Raw genomic sequence first — 18,231 nt, forward strand, 5'->3', positions numbered from 1 at the left:
CCCAATGTATCTACTCGGTGAGCAACCGGCTTACGCCGACAAGCTGATCTCTCGCCTGCAGGCCATGCCGACTGCGCTGCTTGCCGGCCTTGAGCCGTCCGGTGAACCGCTGGTCATCGAGGACAGTGATGACTTCGGCAAATCCCTGCCCGGCAACCAGCTGTATCTGATTGAACAAGGACTGATAAACGGGCTGATAGATGGCCGCCCGCTGTTCTATATGCAGGAGGGCGATCTGCTCGGGCTGCGGCAGGGAGTGGAGCTGCCCAGCTGCCGTTATTCCAGCGAAGAACCGGTCACGCTGATTCCCTATACCCGTGGTGAAGTGTTCAAGCACATCTATGCCAGTGAAGAGCGCCAGGAGCTGTTCGTGCAGTACCTGGTCGGCCATACCGCCCTGCTGTCGAACGCCCTGGCCCAGCTGAAGCCGAGCAATATCAATCCGGCCACCGGCTTCCAGAGCTTTGCTACCGGCGAGGAGCTGATCCAGCAAGGCGATGATGCCGAGCACGTGTTTGTCATCATCGAAGGCCATGCCGAAGCCTTTGTTGACGGGCACAAGGTCGGTGACGTGGTGAAGGACGAAATATTTGGCGCGATGGCCGTGTTCACCCGCGAACAGCGCAGTGCCACCGTGATTGCCAGCGAGCCGTGCACGGTCATGGTGATTCCCAAGGAGCAGTTCCTCGGCCTGATGCAAAGCAATACGCGCATCGCCCACAGCCTGATTGAAGGCATGGCCAAGCGCATCAACCTGCTGAACAAGGAAGTTACCCAGCTGCGCCAGCAACTACCGAAAGACTGAACATCCTGCTCTGCAGAAAACCCGGCCCGGTGCCGGGTTTTTTATTCACTTGCGTAAAGCAGCACAGTGGTCCTCTTCCGGTTGCGCGGCAGTAAACCAGACGAAATCCGCCTGCGCAGCAGTGACCTGGCTACCCGCCTCGGCCAGTGTCAGCACCAGCGCGCCATCGGAAGCGTCCAGATCCTGCAGGTGCAATGGCACTCCCAGATCGCGGCGCACATGAAATGCACCGGCAAACAGCAGGGCCGGCTGCGGTGCCTCGCTTAAGCGCTCGGCCATACGCCGGTCACGTTGCTGCTGGATGGCCAGCATGGAGGGCAACTGACTTTCAGGTAACAGCCCGCAGTGCGACTGGCGAATTTGCGCCAGCAAAACTTCTTGCACCTCAGTTGTAGTCGAGTGCGTACCGCTTAACGCCGGCGGTTTGGCATAAATTTTCATGATTTCACTGCGATCGAGATTGGCCGACTGCAGCGGCCATGGCTGCTGCACGGCATAGCTGACAATCGCGCCATACACGCCCCAGTCCCAATTCGGCTGCCAGTTCAGCGCCTGGTACAGATCCGCCGGTGGCTGGCCGCTGAGGTAATCAGTCCGCACCGCGTCTACGGCACTTTGCTGATCGGGATTGAGCATCTCCAGCAGCAGGCTGCCTTGCGGTCGTTGCGCCGTGAGGGCACGCAACAGCCATAGTTGCAAGGCGTGGTGATCCGGATTGTCATGCTGCTCGCCAACCAGTACCCGCGGGGCGGCCGCCAGTTGCTCGAGCAGCTGTTGCGGGGTCACTTGCCGACCGCTGCGCAGATCGACGATGCGCCCCAGATCCGCATGCTCGCGCGCCTCCGGTGCCTGCCAGGCTGGCAGCAACGGAAGCTCGACAGGCTGTGACTGGCATGCCGCCAACAGGCCAAGCAGCCCGAGTAAAATTATTCGCATACAGACCTCCCTAGCGCGCAATGATCAGCGGATGACCCAGTTCCGGATGGTTTTGCACCAGCACCCGCAGGCCGAACACCGCCTCGAGCAAAGCCGGCTGCAATACTTCCTGCGGACTGGCCAGAGCCTGGGCGCGGCCATTGGCCAGCAGCAGCAGCCGGTCGCAGTAACGCGCCGCCAGATTCAGATCATGCAGCACCACCAGCACTGCGCAGCCGGAGGCGGCCACCGTGCGGATGGCCTGCAGGATGGTGTGCTGGTGCAGCGGATCGAGCATCGAGGTCGGCTCATCCAGCAGCAAAACCTGACCAGGCTGTCCCGGCCATAACTGCGCCAGCACCCGCGCCAGATGCACGCGCTGCCGTTCACCACCGGACAGCTGCAGATAATTGCGCCCGGCCAGATGTGCTGCGTCTGCCGCCTGCAACGCCGCTGCGACGATTTGCCCATCGACCCGGGCGCCACTGGCATGCGGCAGACGCCCCATGGCCACCACCGCCTCGACTGCGAAGGCAAAATTCAGCGTCGAACTTTGCGGCAACACCGCCAGGCGCTGTGCCCGCGCCGGACCCTCCCAGTCGGCCAAGGCCCGACCGTCCAGACTGACCTTGCCGGCATCGGGCAGCAATTCGCCACACAGTGCCGCCAGCAGGGTGCTTTTCCCCGCCCCATTGGACCCCAGCACACCCAGCACTTCGCCGGGCTGCAGCTGCAGATCGATTTCGGACAGCACCATGCTCTGGCCACGTTTGAGCGTGAGTTTTTCAGCCCGCAGCATCAACCACGCCCCCGCAACAACAGATAAAGAAAGAACGGCGCGCCGAGCAGCGCCGTGACAATGCCGATCGGCAACTCCGCCGGGGCCAGCAGCAGGCGTGCCAGCAGATCGCTGAACAGCAGCAGGCTGGCCCCGGCGAGCAACGAGGCCGGTAACAGGATGCGGTGATCCGGCCCGACCAGCAGGCGCACCAGGTGCGGTACCACCAGCCCGATAAAGCCGATCATCCCGGCCGCGGCCACCGCCGCGCCGACCCCCAGCGCCGTGCACAAGACCAGCTCGCGCTTGAGCCGTTCGACCTCGAAACCCAGATGGCGCGCCTCCGATTCACCCAGCAGCAGCGCATTCAGCGCCCGCGCCCGGCGCGGCAACCACAGTGCCACCGCAGTCGCCACCAGCAGCAGCGGCCACAGGCGTGCATAGCTGGCACCGTTCAGACTGCCGAGGTTCCAGAAAGTCAGGCTGCGCAGGGTCGCGTCATCGGCCAGATAGGTGAGCAAGCCGATCACCGCGCCGGACAGCGCGGTCAGCGCCAGCCCCGCCAGCAGCATGGTGGCCACGCTGGTCTGGCCGTCGCGGCGGCCGAGGCGAAATACCATGCTGGTCACCAGCAGGCCGCCGGCAAAGGCGCTGATCGATAACAGATAGGGCGCAAAAGCCGGTGGCACCGCCGTCGAGTTAGCCCCCAGCACAATGGCGAATGCCGCCCCCAACGCCGCACCACTGGACACCCCGACCAGCCCCGGATCGGCCAGCGGATTGCGAAACAGCCCCTGCATGCTCACCCCGGTGAGTGCCAGCACCGCACCCACCGCCAGCCCCAGCAGGGTACGTGGCAGGCGAATCTGGCCGATGATCAGTTCCGCGCGCTCAAGGCCTTCGCCCGCCAGCGGCACACCGAGCAGGCGCAATCCGCCGCGCAGGGTCTCACTCAGCGGCAGACTGACCGGCCCCAGGGCCAGCGACAGCCAGACCGCCAGCAGCAACAACAAAGCCAGTGCTACCAGCAGCAGGCGGGGATGGACGACAGGCTTCATGGCTGATTCGACGCTTCGGCAACGATGGGCGGGCTTGCAGGATAAAAGGCTGCCGCGAGTACCGCCAGCTGATCCGGCAAACGCGGCCCCAGACCACCGGTGAGCAGCGTCGGATCGACCAGCAATACACGCCCCTCGCGCACGGCACGGGTACCGGCCAGAGCCGGATTCTGCTGCAACAGCGCTTCGCGCGCGGATTCGCCCTGCAGGCTGCGGTCGGCAATCAGCAACACTTCGGGATCCAGCGCCACCAGCGACTCCACCGACAGCGCCTTGTAGCTTTGATGATCGACCAGATTGCGCCCGCCGGACTGGCTGATCAGCCAGTCACCCAGCGTGCCCTGCCCGGCAGCCAGCGGACTGGCACCGGCGTGTCCGAGCAGCAACAGCACGCCGGGGGCGCTCTGTTGCTGCGCCGCTCTGGCGATCCAGGCTTGCTGATCCTGCAGACGCTGAGCGAAGGCCTGCGCTGCCTGCCGGCCTTTTTGCGGCTGGCCGAGCAATTCCCCCAGACGCTGCAGGTTGCCTTGCAGCACCGCCAGCTCGACGGTGGCCGGCAGCACCTCGACCTGCACTCCGGCAGCGCGCAGCTGCGCCAGCACCGGCAACGGACCCATTTCCTCGGTGCCGAGCAGCAGATCCGGCGCCAGCGCCAGAATGCCTTCAGCCGCCAGTTGCCGCTGGTAGCCGATCACCGGCAGTGCTTGCAATGACGGCAGATGCCGGCTGGTGCTGTCCACCGCCACCAGACGCTCCTCGCCACCCAGCGCCACCACCCATTCACTGAGGGCACCACCGGCACTCACCCAGCGGGCCGGCGGCGCTTCAGCAAAGGCCGGTGCCGCCAGTTGCAACAGCGCACTGGCGAGCAGCCAGCGCACTGCCCGCTGCCTTCTCGAGGCCGTTCGCATCAGCGCCACCTCAGTCTTCCAGAGCTGGGAAGGATTCGGCCAGCGCACGCCAGCTGCGCAGTTCCGGAATCCCCGGCTTGCGTGCGCCGAACAGCTGCACTATCAGCTCGCCCTGCGCATCGAAGGCTTCCCAGCTGGTGACCATGCCGTCGCTGCTGGGTTTGCGCACCCGCCACAGCTGGGCGATGGCCGGGGTCTTCAGGTGCAGGTTGAATTCGCTATCCAGTACGTTGAACCAGCTGTCCAGCCAGCGCAGGTTATTCACCGTGCCGCTATGGATCTGGATGCAGTGCCGATTGCCGACAAACACCATGATCGGCACTTCGCCGGCAGCTGCCTGTTCGAGCAACTGCGGCAGCATTTCGGGGGCCAGCGGTTCGGCCCACTGGCGCCCAGCCAGACGCAGAGCCTGGGTTCTGCTACAGCCATGTTTGCGCAACAGGGCGAAGAAGTGATGGGTATCCTTGAGCTCGGCCCAGGCATTGCGCAACGATTCGGCATCAATCAACCCATCGTCCTTGACCGCTTCGGCTACCGGCAGCGGTTGCAGATTGAGCACTGCGTTCTGTTCGGCCGCGCGGAAGTTATCGCGCAAGGCAGACCAGGCCGGCAGAGGGCTGTCTGCCGTGAGGAACACCTTGTGCACGGCGCTGCCCTGCTGGTCGAAGATCTGCACGCTGCGCTGGGTGCCGCGCGGCGTTTCTTCCTCGACAGCAAAGACGCTGTCCCAGCCAGTCATGAACAGCCGCAGATCGATATCCGCGGAAACCACCATACCCATCTGCCCGCTGGGCATCACCGTCAGCTCGCGGTAATGGCCTTTGCGCTCATGTACACAGTGCTCGTTGCGCGTCAGCGCCATCACGTAACCCAGCGGCTCCAGCGCGGCCAGCAGGGCGCGCCAGTCCGGGCGCAAGCGCAGACAGTCCACGCCTAACCGGCTGGCCGTCAGTTCGGCTTCGCTGACACCCAGGCGCTGCGCCGCATCGCGGGCACGCAACCCCTTATGTTGTGTACGCAACTGCTGCCAGTTCTGGTAAAGCGCCGGCGCGCCTGCGGTTATCGGCTGTTGGCTATGCATCTTTGCTGCTCCTTGGTTAACGACTCGCCATCAGGGCGAATTCGACGGGGATCTGAACGCGACTGGGGACACCCCGGCCGTTGATGACTTCCGGGTGAAAGCGCCACTCGGCCACTGCCTCCAGCGCTGCACGATCGAGGCTGGGAAAGCCGGACGAGCGCAACAGACGGATTTCACGCTGCGCTCCACGGGCATCCAGACGCACTTCCAGCAACACCACGCCTTGCTGGTTGCGCCGGCGTGCCTGCGCCGGGTAACGCGGCTGCTCGGGCGGCAAACGGAAAGCCGGCTGGCGGCTGAGCACTTCCACCTCGGTCTCGGCCGCAGCTGTTGCTGTTGCTGATGCAGTTGCAGTTGCAGTTGCAGTTGCAGTTGCAGCTGCAGTTGCCGAGACGGCTGGTGCAGCAGGTGGCTGAGCGGTTTGTGCAGCGGTGTTTTCGGCCAGTGCCGTGGCCTGCGGCCCGGTCGCCTTGGGCGCGGGTTTTACGGCCCCAGCTTGCACTGGCGGCGCAGGCGGTTTCGCTTTGGCCACAGCAATAGCGGGCCTGGCTGGTTTTACTGGCTTGGCTGGCTTGGCCGGCTTGATCTGCCTGGCTGGCACTTTTACCGGTAATTTTTCCTCGATGGCGGCAAGCGGCTTGGCCGCCACCGGCAGTGCTCTGACAGGCGCCAGGGCGAGACTCACCTGGACCACGGTCGGTTGCGCTGCAGCTTTCACCGTCGGCATTGCTGCCGACGTGGCATCACGTCCGAACAGCAACATGCCGACGGCCAGATGCAGCACAACAGACAAGCTCAGGAACAGAGGGAATCGCGGCACAATCAGGCTCCACAAATGTTGAATCTATTTGATAATGATTTGCATTTACATGTCAACGTGATTAACGTCTGCTCCCGACACCAACCCCGGTCAGCGCCTGGCGACAGGGCAAACATGCCGGATTGATCAGGGCTGCACAGCCGCTCAGGCACCCCGATCAATCCGGCTCGTACGTTCTGCTGCAGAAAAATCTGCCGCGCTGGCCAATACCACCGTAGTCCCCGAGGAGACCTTGCATGACCCCACCCTTTGCGCGCCGCCCCTGGCTGGCCCTGCTGCTGCTTTCGCCATCGCTGGCCCTGGCCGCCGACATCGACAAGGACAGCGAAACCGCGACCGCCACCCAGTTCGACACCGTGACCGTCACTGCTACCCGCAGCGATAGCCGGATTGGCGATGTGCCGGCCACGGTGTCAGTCATCGATGAGCGCGAGATCGATCAGAACAACGTCAACAACATCCAGGATCTGGTGCGCTACCAGCCGGGCGTTTCAGTCAGCGGTACCGGCAGTCGTTTCGGGCTCTCCGGCTTCAATATCCGCGGCATAGACGGCAACCGCGTACTGACCCAGGTAGATGGTGTCAGCGTGCCCCAGGGTTATAGCTTCAGCCCGTTCCAGGATGTCCGGCGTGATTACATCGACCTGGACACGATCAAACAGGCCGAGATCATCCGTGGTCCGGCTTCATCGCTGTACGGCAGTGACGCCATTGGCGGCGTGGTCAGTTTCCTGACCAAGGATGCCGCCGACTATCTGGATGACGGCGATGACGCCGCCGCCCGACTGAAGACCGGTTACGACGGCAGTGATGACAGCTGGCTGACCAGCGGCACCTTCGCCGGCCGCCAGGACAATCTCGATGCCTTGCTGCACATAGGCCAGGTTCAGGGCCACGCGACCGACACCGACAGCAACACCGGCGGCACCGGAAAGTATCGCGGCGAGGCCGATCCGCTGGATTACGACACCCAGAACATGCTGGCCAAACTGGGCTGGGACTACAGCCCCGGCAATCGTTTGCAACTGAGCTACGAGTACTATCGCGACCACGCCGACGGCAACCAGCTCAGCGGCCTGACCGATCCCACCGCCATATTTCCCGGGATCGTGGACGCCCGGAGCAAGGACAAGATTGAACGCGATCGCATCAGCCTGGACCACTGGTTGAGCCTCGAGCAGGCCTGGGTCGACAATTTGCACTGGCAACTTACTCACCAGGACAGCGATAACCGTCAGGAAACCGATCAGATCCGCGAAACCCTGGCGGGCATCGAACGCTATCGCTACCGCGATTCCCAGTACAACGAGAAGCTGTGGAACCTCAGTGCGCAACTGGATAAAGCCTTCAACGTCGCCGACACCGGGCATCTGCTGATCTGGGGTTTTGACGCCAAGCGCATCGAGAGCAGCAACAAGCGCGATGGTTACGAAGTCCGCCTGGATACCGGCGCTGCGGTGCCGTCGCCGGAAGCCTTCCCGGTCAGCGACTATCCTGATCCGACCACCGACACCTACGGCCTGTTCGTGCAGGACAGCATCGAGATCGGTCGCCTGACCCTGTCCCCCGGCCTGCGTTACGACCACTACAAGCAAGATCCCGACGTCACCGTGAATTACCTCAACGGCAACCCGCTGGTAACCGATCCGTCAGGGGCCAGCGACCACCACCTGTCACCCAAACTCGGTGCCAACTACGAGCTGAGCAACACCGAAAGCATTTATGGCCAGTACGCCGCCGGCTTCCGCGCGCCCAGCCCGGTCTATATGTTTGGTGAGTTCTCCAACCCGGCGCTGGGCTACCGGCAGATCGGCAACCCGGACCTCGACCCGGAAACCAGCAACAGCTTCGAGGCCGGCCTGCGTGGTGAGCATCAGATCGGCAGCTATGGCGTGGCGCTGTTCTACAACCGCTACGATGACTTCATCGAACAGGTTATTACTCCGGCACCGGGGTATTACATCGGCCAGTTCCAGTGGATCAACGTGGATCGGGCGACCATTCGCGGTGCCGAAGCCAATGGCGAGCTGTTCCTCGACGAGTTCGGCCTGCCTTCCGGCACCAGCGCCAGGGCCAGCATTGCCTACGCACGCGGCAAGAACGAGGAAAACGGCCAGCCACTAAACAGTGTTGATCCACTGAAATCCGTGTTGGGTCTGGTCTATGACGCGCCTTCCGGGCAATACGGTGGCGCCCTCAACTGGACCCTGGTACAAGCCAAGCACCGCGTCGACGATACCCAGACCGCCGACCAGTACGCTACGCCCGGTTACGGCATCCTCGATCTCAACGGCTGGGTACAGCTCACCGAAGAAGTCTCGCTCAACGCCGGTCTGTACAACCTGACCGACAAGCAGTACTGGCAATGGGGCGACGTACAGGGTCTGACCAGCAGCAACGTCAACCTGGAGCGCTACACCCAGCCGGGGCGTTATGCCGCGGTCAATCTGATCTGGGAAATCTGACTGGCACTCCTCGACCACGGGCGGGGATAATCCCGTGCGTAGCCGAGGAATCCCGATGCAACTGCTTTGTCCCAGTACTTATCTCGCCGAAGGCCAGAGCCGCGGCTTTGCCCTCGCTGAACTGCGTCTGCTGGCCGTACGCCAGCAGGGCCGGGTCTATCTCTACGAAAACCGCTGCCCGCACCGGGGCGTACCGCTGGAATGGGTGGCCGACCAGTTTCTCGACCACAGCGGCAGCCTGCTGCAGTGCTCGACCCACGGCGCACTGTTTCTGATCGACAACGGCGAATGCGTGGCCGGACCCTGCGCCGGACAATCCCTGCGCGCCCTGCCCTGCCAGGAAGATGCCCAAGGCATCTGGCTGCTCGAACATCCGTAAGGTGGGCATAGGGTGGCCGTAGGGTGGGCTTCAGCCCACCATTTAGACTCGAGTTTGGTTACGGTGGGCTGAAGCCCACCCTACAACACTGTCACCCTACAAACCGAGGGTTGCCAGCGCCTTGTCCAGCCGTCTGGCCCTTGCCGTAGAGGCAATGGCCAACAAATTGCGGTCCCGCTGCCAGAGGGCTGCCCAGTGTTCCGGTCCCGCGGCAAAAGCCTGGTCAAGTTCCGCCTGTAACGCCTGCTGCTGGGCAAACAGGCCGGCCAGCAGCACATGGGTTACTGCAGCCGAGGGGTCACTGCGGGCCACTTCGGCGCAACCGGCCAGCAGGGCCAGCAGGCGCAGTTGCAGCGCCTGCGACCAGTCACTCTCCCGCCCGATGCCGTACTGCCAGGCGGTCAACGCCGCCAGCACATGCACGTCCTCGATACTGCGGAAGGGTTTCACGTAGTCATCCCAGCCATCGCCGGCCAGCCGCTGGCAATTGACCTCGTGCAGGTGCAAGCGGGCATGGCCGATATCCGGCATCAGCGGCAGTGCCGGCAAATTCTCCACACGCATTCCGGGCGCGCCCTGGTGCACCACCACCAGTGCCAGACGCGGCGGCTGCTCGGTCGCTTCCTCGCGCGCGGCCACCAGCAGCCAGTCGGCAGCATCGCCGGCGGTGACGAAATCCTTGCGCCCGCTGAGCAGCAGGCCGCTGAGCCGCGTGCTCATATCTGCCGGTCGCGTGCTCTTGTTCTCGGTCACACAGAGCGCGCCCAGGCTCGCCGGCGCCGACGGCCAGAGCACCCGCAGCGCCGCCTGATAGCCCGCCAGAAATGCCAGCCCCGGGGTTGCCGCACGACGACCGCCTGTTACCGCCAATTCGAAAGTCCCGACATTCGGACAAGCCTGCAATAGCGCAGCAAACCAGTCATCGAGGGGCGCGGCAGGCAAGCGCGGTGTATTTTCCAGCAGTTGGGTCCAGCTCATGTCGAATGTCCTCCACGGTAATCATGCCGGCGTTTGCCAGATAGCTCGGGCACAGGGCCAGTCAGCCGAATTCGAACTCGCCCGCCAAGTATATGCCCCTGCACAAGTGTTCTGCGGCAATCGGGACAATTGGCCGGACGAGACAACAATCCACCCCGACTGTCCATTGCAACTGGCCGTTTCAGCCGCTAGCGGTGATAATTGCCGTCCGCCGAACCCTGCTGCTTGCACTTTTTCCGATTGATCGGCTGCAACAGCTGCCTTCGCTTCACCTGCACAACCCGTATACAGCGCCGTAGCGCATTACTTGCCTGGCGCCTCATCTGCTTTTTTGACTACCGCGCGTGCCCACGCTTGCCGGCACGCCCAGGAGCTTTTGCATGACTGGCCTCACCCCCGCCGACCTGAGAACCAACATTCTCAGCGGCATTACCGTTTCGCTGGCGCTGGTGCCGGAAGCCATCGCCTTTGCCCTGGTCGCCCAGGTCAGCCCGTTGACCGGCCTGTATGCCGCCTTCTTTATCTGCCTGATCACTGCCGTGCTGGGCGGCCGTCCCGGCATGATTTCCGGCGCCACCGGCGCGCTGGCGGTGGTGATGGTCAGTCTGGTGGTGCAGCACGGCGCCGAGTACCTGTTTGCCACTGTGGTGCTGATGGGCTGCCTGCAGTTGCTGTTTGCCGCCTTCAAACTGGGCAAGTTCATCCGCCTGGTACCGCACCCGGTAATGCTCGGCTTCGTCAACGGTCTGGCCATCGTCATCTTTCTCGCCCAGTTCGGCCATTTCCAGAGCCTCGACAGCACGGGCCAGAGTGTCTGGCTGAGTGGCAGTGCCTTGTACGTGATGCTCGGCCTGATCGCCCTGACCATTGCCATCATCTATCTGCTGCCGCGCCTGACCACTATGATTCCTTCCTCGCTGGGGGCGATTTTGCTGGTGGCCGGTCTGGTCGCTGCCTTCGGCATCGAAACCAAGACCGTGGGCGACATGGGCTCGATTGCCGGCGGGCTACCGATGTTGCACCTGCCGCAGGTGCCGCTGAACCTGGAAACCCTGTACATCATCTTTCCCTACGCGCTGATCCTCGCCGCCATCGGCCTGATCGAAACCCTGCTGACGCTGAACCTGATCGATGCCATGACCGATACCCGTGGCAAGCCCAATCGTGAGTGCATGGCCCAGGGTCTGGCCAACATCACCGGCGGTTTCTTCGCCACCATGGGCGGCTGCGCGATGATCGGCCAGAGCATGATCAACATCAACAACGGCGCGCGGCATCGCCTGTCCGGCATAGTCGCCGCGCTGTTCCTGCTCGGCTTCATCCTGTTCCTCTCGCAATGGATCGAGATGATTCCGCTGGCGGCACTGATCGGCCTGATGTTCGTGGTTTGCGAAAAAACCTTCGCCTGGGGCAGCCTGCAGACCCTGCGCAAGATCTCCCGCGAGGACGCGATCACCGTGATCGGCGTCACCGTGATCACCGTACTGACCGATCTGGCCGTGGCGGTACTGGCCGGCGTGGTTTTCGCCGCGCTGGTATTCGCCTGGCAGCACGCCAAGCAGATCATCGCCCACAGCCGGATCGACGCCAACGGCTGGAAGGTCTACGAACTGCAGGGCACGCTGTTCTTTGCATCGGCGGCCAATTTTGCCGGCCTGTTCGATCCCAAGGGCGACCCGCAACATGTGGTGATCGAATTCCGTCAGGCACGGGTGGTCGACCATTCCGCCGTCGAAGCCATCGACGCGCTGGCGGCGCGCTACCTGAGCGAGGGCAAGATCCTGCATCTGCGCCATCTGAGCCCGGACTGCCTGGAACTGCTGGGGCGGGCCAAGGACATGGTCGAGGTCAACGAGTTCGAAGATCCGCACTATCACATCGCCGACAACAAGCTCGGCTAATAAGCCAAGGCAAAGGCTATGTATCAGTTACGTGCTGCCAGCTCTGCAGACGCTTTTGTGGGAGCGGCCTTGGCCGCGACAGGGCCTCAAGCAATGCATCGCGGGCAAGCCCGCTCCTACATGATTTGCACTTCGTCCATTCTTGCTTGCCTGACGTAGTCAATGAAACCCTAGCGACGTTGCTGCTCCGCAAACGCCTGCAGCTGCGGATAGAACGCGCGAAAGTCGCCGAGCAGCGGTTCATACAGCTGCTCCAGCTCGGCCAGCGCACCGTCCAGCCCTTCGGGGCGACTGAGGCGCCGCTGCATACCGGCCAGCACCAGTTCCAGCGTGGCGAATTCGCTGTAGCTGCCCAGCCAGTCCTGGGCGGCCATGCGCGGCGCGATCTGTGCCAGATGGCCGGGCAGGTTCGGCTCGTCGAGCAACACCTGATAGACCCGGCCAGTGAACTGCGGCAACGGCTGCTCGGCATAATCCTGCCAGTAGCGTGCCAGGCAGTGATCGAAAAACAGATCGAGCAGGATGCCGGAATAGCGCCGCCGCTCCACCGGAAAACGCGCCCGGGCCCGCGCTACCAGGGCATGCGTATCGGTAAACACATCCACGCGCCGATGCAGGCGAATGGCCGCTTCGATGTCTGCCGGCCACTGGCCCCTGAGCCAGCCCTTGACGAAATCGCCATACAAACTGCCAAGCAGTTGCGCCGGCTGCTCGCCGCCCAGATGCAGATGGGCCAGATAGTTCATGGCAGATTCTGCTGCGGCGCTGTTTCATCCCGGCTGGCACGAAAGGCATTCGGCGGCATGCCCAGCCAGCGGCGGAAAGTCCGGCTGAAGTTGCTGGTGTCGCTGTAACCCAGGCGCTCGGCCACCGCTTCGATGCTCAGCTCGGTATGCACCAGCAGCCAGCAGGCCAGTTCCTGGCGCACCTGATCGAGCAGTTCCTGATACTGGCTGCCTTCTTCGCGCAGGCGGCGGATCAGCGTGCGCGTGGACATATGGAATTCTTCAGCCAGCTCGTCCAGGGTCGGATAGCGCCCTTCCGCCGTGAGCAGGCGCTGGCGCACCCGGCCGCTCCAGCCATCGGTCTGGTTCAGGTGCTGCAACTGGTATTCGCAATCGCGCAAGGCCAGTCGCGCCAGCTCGGCATCGGCGGTCAGGCACGGCCAGTCGAGCCATTCCAGCGGCATGCTGAAGCGGTACACCGCTGCGTCAAACTCGATATTCGGCCCCAGAAAGCGGTGGTACTCCGCGGCCCATTGCGGCCGGGCAAAGGGAAAGGCAAAACGCAGCTGTTGCAGGTCGAGGGTGCCACTGGCAGTTTCCAGCAGACGCAGGGAAATCGTCGCCAGATTGCCATAGATAAACTCACTGATACGGCGCATCTCGAAGCGCTCCAGCGCAAGCATTTCAAAACGCTCGCCAGTCTCCGCACCCTGCAGGTGCAGCCCGCTCAGGCGCAACGGACTATAGCGCTGGATCACCCCGATCAGGCTGCGCAGGTCGGCACTGGCGACCGCCGCATAACCGAGCTGACCATGGGCGGCCACCTGGGTCATGGCGCCCACTTCCAGGCCCAGCCAGGGACAGCCGCTGAGGGTTTCCGCCTGCAGCACCAGCCGGCCCATCTGCTCCAGACTGAGCAGGCGGTTCTCGCTGTGCAGCGCCTGCCAGTCCAGCCCGCTGCCGGCCAGAATCTGCTCCTGACTGAAGCCGCGCTTGCGCAGATCCATGCACAGCAAACGGGCATAGACCGGATGCATGGTCGGTTGCAGGTAATCGGCAGCGCGCGGCATGGAGATTCCAGATAATTATCCAGCTGTCACAATATGACGATAAATTGCCCAGCACAACGGTGCTGCTGCATTCACTTCCGCGTTCTACTCTGAAAACAAGCAGAGCATCAGGAGATGCCCGATGAGTGAACTGACTGCAAGCTCCGGGGTTGGCGCGCCGGCCTACCGCGACCGCAAACGCTACCTGTGGCTGTTTTCTGTCCTGTCACCGGCGCTGGCCTTGGCCGGCCCGGCACTCTATGTGCTGGTCAGTCCGGAAATCTTCTGGCTGTGGATGGGCCCCGGCTTCTTCTACCTGATCGTGCCGCTGCTCGACTACCTGCTCGGCGAGGACCTGAGCAATCCGCCGGAAGCGGCAGTCCCGGCACTGGAAGCCGATCCTTACTATCGCCGGATCACCTATGCACTGGTGCCGTTGCTGTGGCTGAATTTCATCGTCAGCGCGGCTTTTGTCGGCACCCACGACCTGCCCTGGTACGGCGTGCTGGCAGTAATCCTGAGTGCCGGCGGCACCCTGGGTTACGGCCTCAATCTGGGCCATGAACTGGGCCACAAGAAACCGCAACTGGAGCGCTGGCTGGCCAAGATCACCCTGGCGCTGGGCTTCTACGGACACTTCTTCATCGAGCACAACCGCGGCCATCACCGTGATGTGGCGACGCCGGCAGATCCGGCTTCATCGCACATGGGGGAAAGCATTTACCGCTTCGTCTTCCGTGAAATGCCCGGCGGCTTCTTCCGCGCCTGGGATCTGGAAAGCGAGCGGCTGCAGCGTGCCGGCAAATCGTTGTGGAGTCTGGACAACGAAATTCTGCAGCCGGCGCTGATCAGCGTTGTGCTGTATGGCACCCTGATCAGCCTGTTCGGCCTGCAATTGCTGCCGTTCCTGCTGATCACCGCTTTCTGGGGCGCCTTTCAGCTGACCTCGGCCAACTACATCGAGCACTACGGCCTGTTGCGCCAGAAGCTGCCCAACGGCCGCTACGAACAGTGCCAGCCACACCACTCCTGGAACAGCAACCACCTGTTCTCCAACTGGGCGACCCTGCACCTGCAGCGGCACTCCGACCACCATGCGCATCCGACCCGGCGCTACCAGTCGCTGCGCGACTTCCCCGACCTGCCGACACTGCCCAACGGCTACTTCGGCATGTTCCTGGTCGCCTATATTCCGCCGCTGTGGTTTCGCGTGATGAACCCGCGGGTCATCGCGGCCTGTGACGGTGATGTGCGCAGGATTCATTTCGAGGCGGCCAAGCGCAATCAGCTGATGCGCCAGTACGGTCTCAGCGAAGAGTCGCCACAAGCCAGCGCCGCCTGAAGCGGACGCTGGCACCGGGGCGGCTTACTGCTTGCCGCTGATCTGCTGTTGCAGGGTCTGGATCTGACTCTGCAGGGTACTCAGGCTGCGCGTCATCTGGGCACGGAAGGCATCGAATTCGGCCGTGTTGTTGCCCTTGGCCGCCTGGTTGTCGAGCTGACTGCTGAGCACCAGCAGATCCTGCTCGAGCCGCGTAATGCCCTTGGCCTGTTGCTTGAGTGTTTCGATATCCGCAGCCTGCGCCTTGCTGCGCGCATCCACGGCAGCCAGTGAGGCTTGCGCGGCCTGCAGCTGCTCCTGCGCGGTTGCGAGTGTCTGCAGCTTGTCCGCGGACAACTTCAGCGCGGCCTGCTGGCTTTGCAGATCGGCGACCACACCGCTTATCTGTTTGGCCTGCCCGCTCTGCTGACCCTGGACACTCTGCTGCTGCTTGCCCAGTTCGGCCAGCTGGTTTTCCAGTTGCCTGACGCGCAGTTTGAGTGATTCGGTCTCGGTGGTTGCCGTGGACTCGGTGGCGACCACCTTGCCGGAGATATCCTTGATCCGCCCGGCGGCCTCTTCACTGATCTGTGCGAAGCTCAACTGGGTGGCCACCAGTTGCTGGTTGAGCAGGGCAATCTGCCGGGAGCTCCACCAGGCCAGACTGCCGAAGGCAATCAGTACCGCCACCAGCAGCGCCCAGAGTGGCGCAGTGCTGGCCTTCTTCGCCGGTGCTGCCGGCTTGCTGCTTGCGGCTGCAGCACGCTGCGCTGGTTCCGGCTTGGTGGCATAGCCGAAGTCGGCGCGATCGCGCGCATCGGTGGTCAGACTGGGGACGACTTCCAGCTCGTCGAGAGCATCGTTACGCATGAATAAACCTTCGGCCCGGGCCGGCAATCAGAAAGGCGCGCAGTATAACGGGTTGCCGCTGCAGACTGGCAGCTGCGCTACGGGCAGATGACGAAGGGACAATTCTGCGCCAACCGCCTGCCTGCGTGCCGGCAAGCGCTGACGAACTTGACCTGCCGACGCCCTTCCGGTCACGCCATGCAGACGCGGCTCAGCCCTTGATACTGTCGAGAAACGCCTCGTAATGTGTAGCCGTTTCTTCCGGACGCTCGACCATCGGCGCATGCCCGCAGTCCTGCATGATCACCACGCTGGGCTGTTTCAGCAGGGGCTTCATCACTTCGATACTCGAAACGTCGAATACTTTGTCCTGAGCGCCCCAGAGCAATAGAACCGGTACCTTTATACGCGCCAGCACCGGCTCCAGCGGGATGTAATGCTCAAGCAGTTGCGCAAAGATCTCCTGATTGAACTCATGACTGGCAATCGCCTTATCGATCACCAGCTGTTTGAGCGGGCCGGGCACCTGCGGCGGCTTGACGAATATCAGCGGCATCAGCCGGTCGAAATCCTCCGGACTACTGATCAGCAGCGGATTCGCCTCCCCGCGCTCCAGAATCAGCTGAAACTCGCTGGGTTGCGGTGAAGTGATCCCGGCATTATCGAACAACGCGACACTGCTCACCTGATCTGGATAGCGCGCCGCATGCAGTGCCGCGATCCAGCCACCCATGGAACTGCCGACAATATTCGGCTGGTGGATGCCCAGCTGCCGGATGAATGCAGCCAGCCGCTCGGCCTGCGCCCCGACATCATAAGCGGCATCGGGATTCTTGCTGTTTTCGCCAAAGCCAGGCAAATCCAGCGCAAGGACATGGTATTGACTGCTCAGCTGAAGGACGAAGGGTAACCATTGATCCTTGTCTGCGGCAAAACCGTGGAGCAGCAATACCGTTGGGGCAGCCTGCGATCCGCCTTCCAGATAATGAATAGTGCTATCGCCCACCTGCACCTGCTTCGCGGTCAGCCCAGCCATCTCACGCTGGGCGAACTGAATGGTGGTCAGCAGAGTGGCCGGTGACAGGTAGAGGGTCGCGGCGATGGCGGCGAACAGCAGAACAACACCGATCAGTAGCTTTTTCATGACGATACCTTGCAGACAATTGATTGTGCAGCGGGGAAAGTTAGCACGCTGCGGCAGCAGCGGTTGCCCAAACGAAGATTTGATCGCGCGCTTTACACACTCGCAGACTGACGATCCGGCTCAGCTACTAAAGGGGAATCAGTTTGCTGCGCGTGGCCCGGAGCAAATGGCCGGTGAGGCTGTCGAGCAATTCGCCGCCCTGACGCCAGTGGTGCCAGTACAGCGGCACATCCACATGCTGACCCGGCAGCAACTCGACCAGTTCGCCTCGCGCCAGCTGTTCCTGCGCCTGCAACGCCGGCACCAGCCCCCAGCCAAGACCGGCCAGCGCCAACTGCACGAAACCTTCCGACGAAGGACACAGGTGATGCACAAAGCCCCCGGTCACACCCAGCGCTTCCAGATAGCGGTGTTGCAGGCGGTCATCGGCGCCAAACACGATCGCCGGCACCTGCGGCAAAGCCGCCAGGGCAAAGCCATCCGGAAAATACCGGCGCATGAACTGCGGGCTGGCCAGTGCCAGATAACGCATCGCCCCCAGTGGCTCGCAGCGCGCTCCGCTCACCGGCACCTCTGCAGCGCATACGCACGCCGCCACATCGCCGGCGCGCATGCGCTTGAGGCCAACCGCCTGATCCTCCACCACCAGTTCCAGCAGCAGATCATTGCTCGCACAAAAATCCTCAACGGCCGGCGCCCACCAGGTCGCCAGACTGTCCGCATTCAGGGCAACCCGCAGCCGCTCGGGCAGGGCCTGGCTATCCAGCCCCGGCACCTGACCATGCAGGTTGCGCTCGAGTAAACGCACCTGTTGCACATGGTTGAGCAGACGCCGGCCGACCTCGGTTGGCTGCGGTGGCGAGATACGCAACAGCAGCGGCTGGCCGAGGCGCGCTTCAAGCAGCTTGATGCGTTGCGACACCGCCGACTGCGAAAGCCCCAGCACCTGTGCCGCCCGTTCGAATCCGCCCTGCTCCACCACGGCCGCCAATGCGCTCAACAGTTTGTAATCGAGCAAATAAGTTTTCCTTATGCAGGATCAGTAATATTTG

The 18,231-nt window shown here is 62.9% G+C and carries 17 protein-coding genes; 5 read left to right on the forward strand and 12 right to left on the reverse strand.

Features of this window, described 5'->3' with window-relative positions; translation table 11 throughout:
* Window positions 1–4: 4 nt before the first annotated feature.
* On the forward strand, window positions 5–805 hold the full coding sequence (locus tag BLT89_RS12785; RefSeq protein WP_090196015.1) for a Crp/Fnr family transcriptional regulator: 801 nt from the start codon (window positions 5–7) through the stop codon (window positions 803–805).
* A 45-nt stretch (window positions 806–850) separates the two neighbouring features.
* On the opposite strand, the gene BLT89_RS12790 is transcribed toward BLT89_RS12785, so the two are convergent.
* Genes BLT89_RS12790 through BLT89_RS18005 form a run of 6 tightly spaced genes read right to left on the reverse strand, consistent with a single transcriptional unit; the run spans window position 851 to window position 6,368 of the window.
* Window positions 851–1,741 (reverse strand): ChaN family lipoprotein, encoded by an 891-nt coding sequence (locus BLT89_RS12790; RefSeq protein ID WP_090196018.1) that lies wholly within the window; start codon window positions 1,739–1,741, stop codon window positions 851–853.
* A 10-nt stretch (window positions 1,742–1,751) separates the two neighbouring features.
* Window positions 1,752–2,519, reverse strand: coding sequence for a heme ABC transporter ATP-binding protein (locus tag BLT89_RS12795; protein ID WP_090196021.1), 768 nt, complete (start codon window positions 2,517–2,519; stop codon window positions 1,752–1,754).
* Window positions 2,519–3,502, reverse strand: coding sequence for a FecCD family ABC transporter permease (locus BLT89_RS12800; protein WP_172829171.1), 984 nt, complete (start codon window positions 3,500–3,502; stop codon window positions 2,519–2,521). The genes BLT89_RS12795 and BLT89_RS12800 overlap by 1 nt, the downstream gene beginning before the upstream one ends.
* A 50-nt stretch (window positions 3,503–3,552) precedes the next feature.
* Window positions 3,553–4,467, reverse strand: coding sequence for a heme/hemin ABC transporter substrate-binding protein (locus BLT89_RS12805; protein ID WP_090199004.1), 915 nt, complete (start codon window positions 4,465–4,467; stop codon window positions 3,553–3,555).
* Between the two features lie 10 nt (window positions 4,468–4,477).
* Window positions 4,478–5,548: a hemin-degrading factor gene (locus BLT89_RS12810; protein WP_090196026.1), complete on the reverse strand. Its 1,071-nt coding sequence runs from the start codon at window positions 5,546–5,548 to the stop codon at window positions 4,478–4,480.
* Window positions 5,549–5,564: 16 nt separating this feature from the next.
* Window positions 5,565–6,368 (reverse strand): energy transducer TonB, encoded by an 804-nt coding sequence (locus BLT89_RS18005; protein ID WP_157718868.1) that lies wholly within the window; start codon window positions 6,366–6,368, stop codon window positions 5,565–5,567.
* 236 nt (window positions 6,369–6,604) lie between these two features.
* On the opposite strand from BLT89_RS18005, the gene BLT89_RS12820 reads away from it, so the two are divergent.
* Together BLT89_RS12820 and BLT89_RS12825 are read left to right on the forward strand one after the other, a co-directional pair.
* Window positions 6,605–8,833, forward strand: a complete 2,229-nt coding sequence (locus tag BLT89_RS12820) for a TonB-dependent hemoglobin/transferrin/lactoferrin family receptor (protein ID WP_090196031.1) — start codon at window positions 6,605–6,607, stop codon at window positions 8,831–8,833.
* Between the two features lie 55 nt (window positions 8,834–8,888).
* Entirely contained in the window at window positions 8,889–9,212 is a 324-nt protein-coding gene (locus BLT89_RS12825) for a Rieske (2Fe-2S) protein (RefSeq protein WP_090196034.1), read from the forward strand.
* Between the two features lie 96 nt (window positions 9,213–9,308).
* Here the strand turns inward: BLT89_RS12825 and BLT89_RS12830 are convergent, their stop codons facing one another.
* Window positions 9,309–10,190 carry an acyl-CoA dehydrogenase middle domain-containing protein gene (locus BLT89_RS12830; protein ID WP_090196037.1) on the reverse strand — a complete coding sequence of 294 codons (882 nt, stop codon included), beginning with the start codon at window positions 10,188–10,190 and terminating at the stop codon, window positions 9,309–9,311.
* Window positions 10,191–10,570: 380 nt separating this feature from the next.
* On the opposite strand from BLT89_RS12830, the gene BLT89_RS12835 reads away from it, so the two are divergent.
* Window positions 10,571–12,091 (forward strand): SulP family inorganic anion transporter, encoded by a 1,521-nt coding sequence (locus BLT89_RS12835; protein ID WP_090196039.1) that lies wholly within the window; start codon window positions 10,571–10,573, stop codon window positions 12,089–12,091.
* 170 nt (window positions 12,092–12,261) lie between these two features.
* Here BLT89_RS12835 and BLT89_RS12840 read toward each other — a convergent pair whose 3' ends face one another.
* Complete coding sequence (locus tag BLT89_RS12840) at window positions 12,262–12,837, reverse strand: acyl carrier protein phosphodiesterase (RefSeq protein ID WP_090196042.1); 576 nt, start codon at window positions 12,835–12,837, stop codon at window positions 12,262–12,264.
* Window positions 12,834–13,886, reverse strand: a complete 1,053-nt coding sequence (locus tag BLT89_RS12845) for an AraC family transcriptional regulator (protein WP_090196045.1) — start codon at window positions 13,884–13,886, stop codon at window positions 12,834–12,836. Before BLT89_RS12845 ends, BLT89_RS12840 begins: the two co-directional genes overlap by 4 nt.
* 121 nt (window positions 13,887–14,007) lie before the next feature.
* Here BLT89_RS12845 and BLT89_RS12850 point away from each other — a divergent pair, with 121 nt between their 5' ends.
* Window positions 14,008–15,207, forward strand: a complete 1,200-nt coding sequence (locus BLT89_RS12850) for an alkane 1-monooxygenase (protein WP_090196048.1) — start codon at window positions 14,008–14,010, stop codon at window positions 15,205–15,207.
* Between the two features lie 24 nt (window positions 15,208–15,231).
* Here BLT89_RS12850 and BLT89_RS12855 read toward each other — a convergent pair whose 3' ends face one another.
* The 3 genes from BLT89_RS12855 to BLT89_RS12865 all read right to left on the reverse strand — a co-directional run bounded on the left by BLT89_RS12855 (window position 15,232) and on the right by BLT89_RS12865 (window position 18,197).
* Complete coding sequence (locus BLT89_RS12855; protein WP_090196051.1) at window positions 15,232–16,056, reverse strand: ATPase; 825 nt, start codon at window positions 16,054–16,056, stop codon at window positions 15,232–15,234.
* A 190-nt stretch (window positions 16,057–16,246) separates the two neighbouring features.
* Window positions 16,247–17,179 (reverse strand): alpha/beta fold hydrolase, encoded by a 933-nt coding sequence (locus tag BLT89_RS12860; RefSeq protein ID WP_090196053.1) that lies wholly within the window; start codon window positions 17,177–17,179, stop codon window positions 16,247–16,249.
* 127 nt (window positions 17,180–17,306) lie between these two features.
* Window positions 17,307–18,197, reverse strand: a complete 891-nt coding sequence (locus tag BLT89_RS12865; RefSeq protein WP_090196056.1) for a LysR family transcriptional regulator ArgP — start codon at window positions 18,195–18,197, stop codon at window positions 17,307–17,309.
* Between the last annotated feature and the right edge of the window lie 34 nt (window positions 18,198–18,231).

Source organism: Pseudomonas pohangensis, assembly GCF_900105995.1.
Lineage (GTDB): Bacteria > Pseudomonadota > Gammaproteobacteria > Pseudomonadales > Pseudomonadaceae > Aquipseudomonas > Aquipseudomonas pohangensis.

Bases quoted from the DNA above. Each gene is read 5' to 3' on its own strand.
- BLT89_RS12810 (WP_090196026.1), bottom strand. From the start codon at position 5,548: ATGCATAGCCAACAGCCGATAACCGCAGGCGCGCCGGCGCTTTACCAG.
- BLT89_RS12795 (WP_090196021.1), bottom strand. From the start codon at position 2,519: ATGCTGCGGGCTGAAAAACTCACGCTCAAACGTGGCCAGAGCATGGTG.
- BLT89_RS12845 (WP_090196045.1), bottom strand. From the start codon at position 13,886: ATGCCGCGCGCTGCCGATTACCTGCAACCGACCATGCATCCGGTCTAT.
- BLT89_RS12850 (WP_090196048.1), top strand. From the start codon at position 14,008: ATGAGTGAACTGACTGCAAGCTCCGGGGTTGGCGCGCCGGCCTACCGC.
- BLT89_RS12855 (WP_090196051.1), bottom strand. From the start codon at position 16,056: ATGCGTAACGATGCTCTCGACGAGCTGGAAGTCGTCCCCAGTCTGACC.
- BLT89_RS12830 (WP_090196037.1), bottom strand. From the start codon at position 10,190: ATGAGCTGGACCCAACTGCTGGAAAATACACCGCGCTTGCCTGCCGCG.
- BLT89_RS12820 (WP_090196031.1), top strand. From the start codon at position 6,605: ATGACCCCACCCTTTGCGCGCCGCCCCTGGCTGGCCCTGCTGCTGCTT.
- BLT89_RS12840 (WP_090196042.1), bottom strand. From the start codon at position 12,837: ATGAACTATCTGGCCCATCTGCATCTGGGCGGCGAGCAGCCGGCGCAA.
- BLT89_RS12825 (WP_090196034.1), top strand. From the start codon at position 8,889: ATGCAACTGCTTTGTCCCAGTACTTATCTCGCCGAAGGCCAGAGCCGC.
- BLT89_RS12805 (WP_090199004.1), bottom strand. From the start codon at position 4,467: ATGCGAACGGCCTCGAGAAGGCAGCGGGCAGTGCGCTGGCTGCTCGCC.
- BLT89_RS12785 (WP_090196015.1), top strand. From the start codon at position 5: ATGTATCTACTCGGTGAGCAACCGGCTTACGCCGACAAGCTGATCTCT.
- BLT89_RS12790 (WP_090196018.1), bottom strand. From the start codon at position 1,741: ATGCGAATAATTTTACTCGGGCTGCTTGGCCTGTTGGCGGCATGCCAG.
- BLT89_RS12860 (WP_090196053.1), bottom strand. From the start codon at position 17,179: ATGAAAAAGCTACTGATCGGTGTTGTTCTGCTGTTCGCCGCCATCGCC.
- BLT89_RS12835 (WP_090196039.1), top strand. From the start codon at position 10,571: ATGACTGGCCTCACCCCCGCCGACCTGAGAACCAACATTCTCAGCGGC.